4 protein-coding genes and 1 pseudogene are annotated in these 9,433 nt (G+C 72.7%); all 5 read left to right on the top strand.

Annotated features, from left to right (window positions below; translation table 11 throughout):
• Window positions 1-90: 90 nt before the first annotated feature.
• Window positions 91-3,780: pseudogene (locus ABZX67_RS32870) on the top strand (Rne/Rng family ribonuclease); the annotation flags it as partial.
• A 399-nt stretch (window positions 3,781-4,179) separates the two neighbouring features.
• The gene (locus ABZX67_RS32865) at window positions 4,180-5,307 is read left to right on the top strand and encodes a DegT/DnrJ/EryC1/StrS family aminotransferase (RefSeq protein WP_355368342.1); all 1,128 of its coding nucleotides are present in this window, start codon (window positions 4,180-4,182) and stop codon (window positions 5,305-5,307) included.
• Window positions 5,304-6,317 (top strand): Gfo/Idh/MocA family oxidoreductase, encoded by a 1,014-nt coding sequence (locus ABZX67_RS32860; RefSeq protein ID WP_355368339.1) that lies wholly within the window; start codon window positions 5,304-5,306, stop codon window positions 6,315-6,317. Before ABZX67_RS32865 ends, ABZX67_RS32860 begins: the two co-directional genes overlap by 4 nt.
• Window positions 6,314-7,945, top strand: a complete 1,632-nt coding sequence (locus ABZX67_RS32855) for a glycosyltransferase family 2 protein (protein WP_355368336.1) — start codon at window positions 6,314-6,316, stop codon at window positions 7,943-7,945. Before ABZX67_RS32860 ends, ABZX67_RS32855 begins: the two co-directional genes overlap by 4 nt.
• Window positions 7,942-9,225, top strand: a complete 1,284-nt coding sequence (locus ABZX67_RS32850; protein ID WP_355368334.1) for a nucleotide sugar dehydrogenase — start codon at window positions 7,942-7,944, stop codon at window positions 9,223-9,225. The genes ABZX67_RS32855 and ABZX67_RS32850 overlap by 4 nt, the downstream gene beginning before the upstream one ends.
• Window positions 9,226-9,433: the final 208 nt, after the last annotated feature.

Genomic DNA, 9,433 nt, shown 5'->3' with positions numbered 1-9,433 from the left:
AGGTGGAGAAGTCGAGGAGGCCCTTCCAGGAGAAGTGCTCGACCTGGGAGACGCCGTAGACGTCGTCCTCGCCCGGGTCCTCGAAGTCGATCTCCCGCTGCTCCCACGCGTCGTCGTGCCACCCGCAAGGCGACCGCGCCCGCGGGTCCGCCCAAGGCCGTCGAGGCGGCGGAGCCCGATCAGGAGCCCGCTGCCGAGGCTGTCGCGGAGGTTGTCGCTGAGGCGCCGGCCGTGGAGGAGGCGCCCGCGCCTGCTCGTGCGCGTCGTCGTGCCACGCGCAAGGCCACCGCGCCCGCCGGCCTGCCGAAGGCCGTCGAGGCGGCCGAGCCGGCTCAGGAGCCGGTTGAGGAGCCCGCTGCGGAGGCTGCCGCCGAGGTTGTCGCGGAGGCGCCGGCCGTGGAGGAGGCGCCCGCGCCTGCTCGTACGCGTCGCCGTGCCACGCGCAAGGCCACCGCGCCCGCCGGCCCGCCGCAGGCCAAGCCGCAGCCGCAGGCCGAGGAGTCCGTCGCCGAGGAGGGCGAGAGCCTGCCCGCCGGCGCCGTCGCGCAGATCGCCGCCGACGAGGACGAGGTCGCCGCCGCGGAGCGGGCCGCCTCCCGTGGGCGTACCCGCCGCCGCGCCGCCGCGCCGCAGTTCACCACCGACCCGGGGCACAAGACGGAGCGCCGCCGTGCCACGCGTCCCGCCGTGCCCGTCTTCCAGGCCCCGGTCTTCACCGAGCCGATGTTCCAGACGCCGGAGACCGCGGCCGCCGCTGCCGCCGCCCGCGCCGCGGAGCCGGAGGAGGACGAGGCCCCCGAGGTCACGCAGACCGCGCAGGCCGCCCCCGCGCCCGTCGCCGAGGCCGCCGAGCCGGTGGAGACCGGCGGACGCCGCCGTCGCCGCCGCCGGGGCGAGCCCGCCGAGCCCGTCGCCGCGGCCCCCGAGCCGGAGGCGGCCGAAGAGGCCGAGGAGCCCGAGCCGGAGGCCGCGGCCGCCGAGGAGGGCGAGGAGTACGAGGACCGGCCCTCCCGTCGCCGCCGCCGTGGTGGCCGCCGTCGCCGCCGTGGCGAGATGACCGACGCGGACGAGGCCCGCGAGGACGCCGAAGAGGCCGAGGAGACCGACGCCGAGACCGCCGACCACGAGGCGGAGGCCGAGGAGGACGAGGCAGCCGAGCACGAGGGCGAGGCCGAGGAGGACGACGACCACGAGGCCGGCACCCCCTCCGCCGCCGGCACCAGCAGCTCCCGCCGCCGCCGTCGCCGTCGCCGCCGCACCGGTGAGGCGCCCGCCGAGGCCGAGGCGCCCGAGGAGGACGGCGTCCGTACGGTCGTCAAGGTCCGCGAGCCGCGCCCGGCCCGCGAGAAGGCCGAGCCGTCCGACGAGGTGCAGTCCATCAAGGGCTCGACCCGCCTGGAGGCGAAGAAGCAGCGCCGCCGCGAGGGCCGCGAGCAGGGCCGCCGCCGCGTCCCGATCATCACCGAGGCCGAGTTCCTCGCCCGCCGCGAGGCCGTCGAGCGCGTGATGGTCGTCCGCCAGAGCGGCGAGCGCACCCAGATCGGCGTCCTCGAGGACAACGTGCTCGTGGAGCACTATGTCAACAAGGAGCAGGCCACCAGCTACGTCGGCAACGTCTACCTGGGCAAGGTCCAGAACGTGCTGCCGTCCATGGAGGCCGCCTTCGTCGACATCGGCAAGGGCCGCAACGCCGTCCTGTACGCCGGTGAGGTGAACTTCGAGGCGCTCGGCATGGCCAACGGGCCGCGCCGCATCGAGACCGCGCTCAAGTCCGGCCAGTCCGTCCTCGTCCAGGTGACGAAGGACCCGATCGGCCACAAGGGCGCCCGCCTCACCAGCCAGGTCTCGCTGCCCGGCCGCTACCTGGTGTACGTGCCCGAGGGCTCGATGACCGGCATCAGCCGCAAGCTGCCCGACACCGAGCGCGCCCGGCTGAAGACCATCCTCAAGAAGATCGTCCCCGAGGACGCGGGCGTCATCGTGCGCACCGCCGCCGAGGGCGCGAGCGAGGACGAGCTGCGCCGCGACGTCGAGCGGCTCCAGGCGCAGTGGGAGGACATCCAGAAGAAGGCGAAGAGCGGCAACGCCCCGACCCTTCTCTACGGTGAGCCGGACATGACCGTCCGGGTCGTCCGCGACATCTTCAACGAGGACTTCTCCAAGGTCATCATCAGCGGTGACGAGGCGTGGGAGACCATCCACGGCTACGTGTCCCACGTGGCGCCGGACCTCGCCGACCGGCTGCAGCGCTGGACGTCGGAGGTCGACGTCTTCGCGACGTACCGGATCGACGAGCAGCTGATGAAGGCGCTCGACCGCAAGGTCTGGCTGCCCTCCGGCGGCTCGCTGGTGATCGACAAGACCGAAGCCATGGTCGTGATCGACGTCAACACCGGCAAGTTCACCGGCCAGGGCGGCAACCTCGAGGAGACCGTCACCAGGAACAACCTGGAGGCGGCCGAGGAGATCGTGCGCCAGCTGCGCCTGCGCGACCTGGGCGGCATCGTCGTCATCGACTTCATCGACATGGTGCTGGAGTCCAACCGGGACCTGGTGCTGCGGCGCCTGCTGGAGTGCCTGGGCCGGGACCGTACGAAGCACCAGGTCGCCGAGGTCACCTCGCTGGGCCTCGTCCAGATGACCCGCAAGCGGGTGGGCCAGGGCCTGTTGGAGTCCTTCTCCGAGACCTGCGTCCACTGCAACGGCCGTGGCGTCATCGTCCACATGGAGCAGCCGACCACCGTGGGTGGCGGCGGCAACGGCGGCAAGCGGGCCAAGAAGCGCGCCCGCGCGGCCGAGGCCGCCGAGGCCCCGGCCGTCGAGGTCCCGGAGGCCGAGGCGGAGCCGGAGGTCGAGACCGAGGCCGAGCTGGCCGCGGAGGTCGCCGCCCCGGTGGCCGTCGAGGAGCCCTTCCGCCCCGACGAGGAGCTGTACTCCAGCGTCGCGGAGGCCGAGGCCGCCGCGGGCCGTGGCCGTGGCCGCCGCCGGGCGACGCGCAAGGCGACGGCTCCGGCCGGCGCCCCGCGCACCGCCCAGGAGCCGACGCCGCAGCCGGCGCTGGCCGAGGTGGCCCCGGAGACCATCGAGGTGGAGGCGGTTCCGGCCGTCGCCGCCCCGGCGGAAGCCCCGGTGGAAGCCGCGGTGGAGACCCCGGTGGAGGAAGCGGCCCCCAAGGGCCGTACGCGCCGCCGCGCGACCCGTAAGGCGACGGCCCCGGCGCCCGCCGAGGCCCCGGCCCCGGTCGCGTCGGAGGCCCCACGGCAGCCGGAGCCGGAGCAGCCCGCCCCGGAGCAGCCGGCGCAGGCCGAGCCGGTCGCCGCCGAGCCCGTCGCTGCCGAGCCGGTCGCCGAGGAGGCCCCGGTGGCCGCCCCGCCGCGTGCCCGGCGCCGCGTGGTCCGCAAGGTCACCGCTCCCGCCGGTTCCCCGGAGGCGGCCCAGGCCGCGATCGTCGTGGTGAAGAGCGCCCCGGCCGAGCCGGAGGCTCAGCCCGAGCCCGAGCCACAGGCTCAGGCCCAGGGAGAGCCCGAAGCCGAGTCGGAGTCCGAGGCCCCGGCCAAGAAGGCGGCCGCTCGCAAGACCGCCAAGAAGGCCACGGCCAAGACGGCGGCCACCAAGAAGACGGCGGCCGCCAAGAAGACCACGGCGAAGAAGACGACCGCCAAGAAGGCCGCCACGAAGGCCACCGCCAAGAAGGCGACGGCCAAGAAGGCGACGGCCAAGAAGACGGCCGCCGCCGAGCAGGCCTCCGCCCCTTCCGTGACGGCTGTCACGGAGGACTGACGGCAGGCCGCCGGGCCGACGGGATTCAGCCATCGGCCGGGGGAACATCCCCCGGCTGACGGCTGAACACTTCGCAAGGCACGGTGGAACGTTCCGCGTCCCGCCCCGGGATTCCCCGAGGCGGGACCGGGATTTTGTTTCGCAATCGATGCCTCCGGTCGTTAACGGGCCCGAAATTGGCGAGGAAATTCCTGATAATGTGACGCCGGTCGCTGCCGTGGGCGGGCCCCGCCCGGAGACTACGGCGGTGACCGACCCGGTTCCGGGACAGACCGGTCCCAGCAATCCTCGGTAGGGCGTCGGCATCGCGCCGGAGGGGTACGCGCGGCCTCGCGAGACGTCCGCTCACCCCCAGACCTCTGCCAAAAGAGCTCTTGCGGTGTTCATAGGAGGACGTCCATGCCGAGCATCAACGAGCAGCCCATCCCCGCTGCCCGCCCGGTCATCGGTGAAGAAGAGATCGAAGCCGCCGTACGCGTACTGCGCACCGGCCGCGTCGTGCAGGGCCCGGAGGTCGCGGCCTTCGAGGAGGAGTTCTCGGAGCTCGTCGACGGCCGCCACTGCGTCGCCGTCAACTCCGGCACCTCGGCGCTGCACCTTCTGCTGATGGCCATGAACATCGGCCCCGGTGACGAGGTGATCGTCCCGTCCTTCTCGTTCGCCGCCTCGGCGAACGCCGTCCGCCTGGTCGGCGCCGACGTCGTCTTCGCGGACATCGAGCGGGACAGCTTCAACCTGGACCCCGCCGCCGTCGAGGCCGCCATCACCCCGCGTACCGCCGCGATCATGCCGGTGCACATCTACGGCAACCCGGCCGCCATGGACAAGATCATGGCCATCGCCGACAAGCACAAGCTCGCGGTCGTCGAGGACGCCTGCCAGGCGCACGCCGCGGCCCTGAACGGCACCCCGGTCGGCGCCTTCGGCACCGGCGGCACCTTCAGCTTCTACCCGACGAAGAACATGCACTCCCTCGAGGGCGGCATGGTCTCCACCGCGGACGCCGAGATCGCCCGCACCCTGCGCCTGCTGCGGAACCAGGGCATGGAGCAGCGGTACGCCAACGAGATCGTCGGCGCCAACATGCGGATGACCGACGTGAACGCCGCCATCGGCCGCGTCCAGCTCGGCAAGCTGAACGGCTGGACCGAGCAGCGCATCGCCAACGCCGCGTACCTCTCGGAGCACATCACCGCCCCGAACGTCGTCACGCCGGTCGTCGCCGACGGCGCGCGCCACATCTACCACCAGTACACGATCCGCGTGACGGGCGGCGAAGGCGCCCGCGACGCCGCGATGGCGAAGCTCACCGAGGCGGGCGTCGGCAACGCCGTGTACTACCCCACCCCGATCCACCGGCTGAAGCCGTACTGGGAGCCGGACCAGAAGGCGGGCCGCACCTGGGACCTGCCCGAGACGGAGAAGGCCGCGGCCGAGGTCGTCTCGCTGCCCGTGCACCCCTCGCTGACCCAGAACGACCTGGAGCGCATCGTCACCGCCGTGAACGCGCTGGGAGAGAACCTGTGACTGCTGCTGGACTGCGGGCCGGCCTGATCGGCCTCGGCTCGATGGGACGCCACCACGCCCGCGTACTGGCCGGGCTCGACGGCGTGACTCTCGTCGGAGTCGTCGACCCGATGGGCGACAAGAACGGCTGGGCCCAGGGCGCGCCCGTCCTGTCCACCGTCGAGGAACTGATCTCGCTGGGCATCGACTACGCCGTCGTCGCCTGCCCGACCGCGCTGCACGAGGAAGTCGGCCTGAAGCTGGCCGAGGCCGGGGTGCACGCGCTGGTCGAGAAGCCGGTCGCGGACACCGTCGAGGGCGCCCGCCGCCTCGTCGAGGCGTTCGAGTCGCGCGGCCTGGTGGCCGGCGTCGGCCACATCGAGCGCTGCAACCCCGCGCTGCGGTCCCTGCGCGCCCGCCTGGAGGCGGGCGAGCTGGGCGACGTCTACCAGGTCGTCACCCGCCGCCAGGGCCCCTTCCCGCACCGCATCGCGGACGTCGGCGTGGTCAAGGACCTCGCGACGCACGACATCGACCTCACCGGCTGGGTGACGGGCCAGGAGTACACCTCCATCGCCGCCCACACGGTGTCGAAGTCCGGCCGCCCGCACGAGGACATGGTCTCGGCCGTCGGCCAGCTGTCCGACGGCACGATGGTCAACCACCTGGTGAACTGGCTGAGCCCGCTGAAGGAGCGGTTCACCTCCGTCACCGGTGAGCGCGGCTGCTTCATCGCCGACACCCTCACCGCCGACCTCACCTTCTACTCGAACGCCGCCGTGGCCACCGAGTGGGAGGCGCTGCGCGCGTTCCGCGGTGTCGCCGAGGGCGACATGATCCGCTACGCCATCCCGAAGCGCGAGCCGCTCCTGGTCGAGCACGAGCTCTTCCGCGACGCGGTGCTCGGCGAGTCGCAGGACATCTGCACGCTGCGTCAGGGTCTGCGTACGGTGGAGGTGGCCGCCGCGGTCCTCGAGTCCGCCAACAGCGGTGCCACCGTGCGGCTCTCCCCGGAGGACTCAGCGAGTTGACCACGCCCGATGTCACCGTCGTGGTAGCCGTCTACAACACGATGCCGTACCTGACCGAGTGTCTGAACTCGCTCGTCGGGCAGAGCATCGGTCTGGACCGGCTCGAGGTCGTGGCCGTCGACGACGGCTCGACCGACGACAGCGGCCGGGAACTGGACCGCTTCGCGGAAAAGTACCCGAACACTGTCAAGGTGATCCATCAGGAGAACTCCGGCGGCCCCGCCGCGCCCAGCAACCGGGCGCTGGAGGTGGCCACCGGCCGGTTCGTGTACTTCATCGGCTCCGACGACTACCTCGGCGAGGAAGCGCTGGAGCGGATGGTCTCCTGCGCCGACCAGCACGGCTCGGACATCGTGGTCGGCAAGATGGTCGGCACCAACGGCCGCTACGTCCACCAGGCGCTCTACAAGAAGAGCGACCCGGACGTGAGCCTGTACGACTCGGCGCTGCCGTTCACGCTGGCCAACACCAAGCTGTTCCGGCGCGAACTGGTGGAGAAGTACAAGCTGCGCTTCCCCGAGGACATGCCGGTCGGCTCCGACCAGCCGTTCACCATCGAGGCGTGCGTCCGGGCCGCCAAGATCTCGGTCGTCGCCGACTACACCTGCTACTACGCCGTCAAGCGCGGCGACGCGTCGAACATCACGTACCGGGCCGACCACCTCGCCCGCCTGCACTGCGTCAGCGAGATCATGCGGCGGGCGGCGGAGCTGATCGAGGCCGGTCCGAAGCGGGACGCCGTCTTCGAGCGCCACTTCACCTGGGAGCTCGCCAAGCTCATCCAGGAGGACTTCCCCCGCCTGGACCGGGAGACGCAGACCGAGGTGTGCGCGGGCATCGCCCGTCTCGCGGACCTCTACTTCACCGACGCCATCCGCGACAAGCTCGACGTGAAGCGGCGCGTACGCATCGGACTCGCCCAGCGCGGCGCGGTCGACGAGCTGGTGCGCGCCATCGCGGACGAGACCGAGCAGGGCGCCCCGCCGTTCCTGCTGGAGAACGGCTGCGCCTTCGCCCGCTACCCCGGCTTCCGGGACGCCCGCCTCGGCCTGCCCGACCGGCTCTTCGAGGTCATCGCCGAAGCCGTACCCCGTCAACTGGCGGAGGGTACGGCGCTGCTGGGCGCCGAGTGGGACCAGGACGCGGACCGGATGGCCGTCCGGCTCGCGGTGCGGATCCCCGTCACCGGCGAGACGGACTCGGCCACCGTGCGGGCGGCCGCCAAGGCCATGCCCAAGAGCGCGGACAAGCCCGGCGGCCGCCGGCTGCCCGCCGGCACCGACCTGCCGCCCGCCCCGCCCGGCGAGCAGACCCGCGAGGAGACGGCCGACGGCACCGGCACGGTGCTGCGCGTCCGGCTCCCCCTGGAGGCCCACCGGGCCAAGCTCGGCATCCGCGTCTACGTGGAGGTGGCGGGCTCCGTGTACGAGATCCCGGTCCCGGTCCGCGGCCTGCCGCTGCCGCTGGCCCGGCGCTGGCGGGAGCGGGTGCCGTACCGTGTCTCCGCCAATGCCAACCCCAAGGGGCGGCTCGTGATCACCACGGCTCCGCTCTGGGAGCCCTCGCCCGGCGTGGGCAAGCGACTGCGCCAAACGATGTCCCGTGTGAAGAGGAAACTGACCCGATGAATATCTGTGTAGTCGCGCTCGGCAAGATCGGCCTGCCGCTCGCCGTGCAGTTCGCCGCCAAGGGCCACAAGGTCATCGGCGCGGACGTCAACGAGAAGGTCGTCGAGCTGGTCAACGCCGGCACCGAGCCCTTCCCCGGCGAGCACGACCTGGACCGCCTCCTCAAGGAGACCGTCGGCGCCGGGCTGCTGTCCGCGACCACCGACACCACCGCCGCCGTCGCCCAGTCCGACGCCGTCGTGGTCGTCGTCCCGCTGTTCGTGGACGCCGAGGGCACCCCGGACTTCGGCTGGATGGACTCCGCGACGAAGGCGATCGCCAAGGGCCTCAAGCCCGGCACCCTCGTCTCGTACGAGACGACCCTGCCGGTCGGCACCACCCGCACCCGCTGGGCGCCGATGCTGGAGGAGGGCTCCGGCCTGAAGGCGGGCGAGGACTTCCACCTGGTCTTCTCCCCGGAGCGCGTCCTCACCGGCCGCGTCTTCGCCGACCTGCGCCGCTACCCCAAGCTCGTCGGCGGCATCGACGAGGCCTCCACCCGGCGCGGCGTGGAGTTCTACGAGCAGGTCCTCGACTTCGACGAGCGCAAGGACCTGCCGCAGGCCAACGGCGTGTGGGACCTGGGCACCGCCGAGGCGTCCGAGCTCGCCAAGCTGGCGGAGACGACCTACCGCGACGTCAACATCGGCCTGGCGAACCAGTTCGCCCGCTTCGCCGACAAGAACGGCATCGACGTCAAGAAGGTCATCGAGGCCTGCAACTCCCAGCCCTACAGCCACATCCACCAGCCGGGCATCGCCGTCGGCGGCCACTGCATCCCGATCTACCCGCGGATGTACCTGTGGAACGACCCGGAGGCGACCGTCGTGCGCTCGGCCCGCGAGGCCAACGCCGCGATGCCCGAGTACGCCGTCGACCTGCTGGCCGCCGCGTACGGCGACCTCACCGGCGTCAACGTGCTGGTGCTGGGCGCCGCGTACCGCGGTGGCGTGAAGGAGACCGCCTTCTCCGGCGTCTTCCCGACCGTTGAGGCCCTCAAGGCACGCGGCGCGGTGCCGTTCGTCTCCGACCCGATGTACACCGCCGAGGAGCTCGAGGCGCACGGCCTGACCGCCCACCGGGGCGAGAAGGTCACCGCCGCGATCCTCCAGGCCGACCACGCCGAGTACCGCACCCTGACCCCGGCGGACCTGCCGGACGTCACCGTGCTGGTCGACGGCCGCCGCACCACCGACCCGGCCGCCTGGAAGGGCGTGCGCCGCGTCGTCATCGGCGGCTGACGCTCTCCGACGCTCTCCACCGGCGAGGCCCTGTCGCGTACCGCGGCGGGGCCTCGCCGGTTTTCCGTCCCGGCACACCGGCGTACGCACGACGGCCGGTTCCCCACCGCCGGGGGGGGGTCCCGCCGTGGGGTGGCCCGGGGGGGGGGGCGGCCCCGCGGGGGCCCCCCCCCCCCCGTGGGGGGACATGGCGCGGGGCCAGGGCGTT

Origin of the sequence: Streptomyces sp. NPDC003036 (assembly GCF_040611175.1) — a bacterium.
GTDB lineage: Bacteria > Actinomycetota > Actinomycetes > Streptomycetales > Streptomycetaceae > Streptomyces.
This window is presented reverse-complemented; position numbering and strand designations above follow the sequence as displayed.

Bases quoted from the DNA above. Each gene is read 5' to 3' on its own strand.
- ABZX67_RS32850 (WP_355368334.1), top strand. From the start codon at position 7,942: ATGAATATCTGTGTAGTCGCGCTCGGCAAGATCGGCCTGCCGCTCGCC.
- ABZX67_RS32865 (WP_355368342.1), top strand. From the start codon at position 4,180: ATGCCGAGCATCAACGAGCAGCCCATCCCCGCTGCCCGCCCGGTCATC.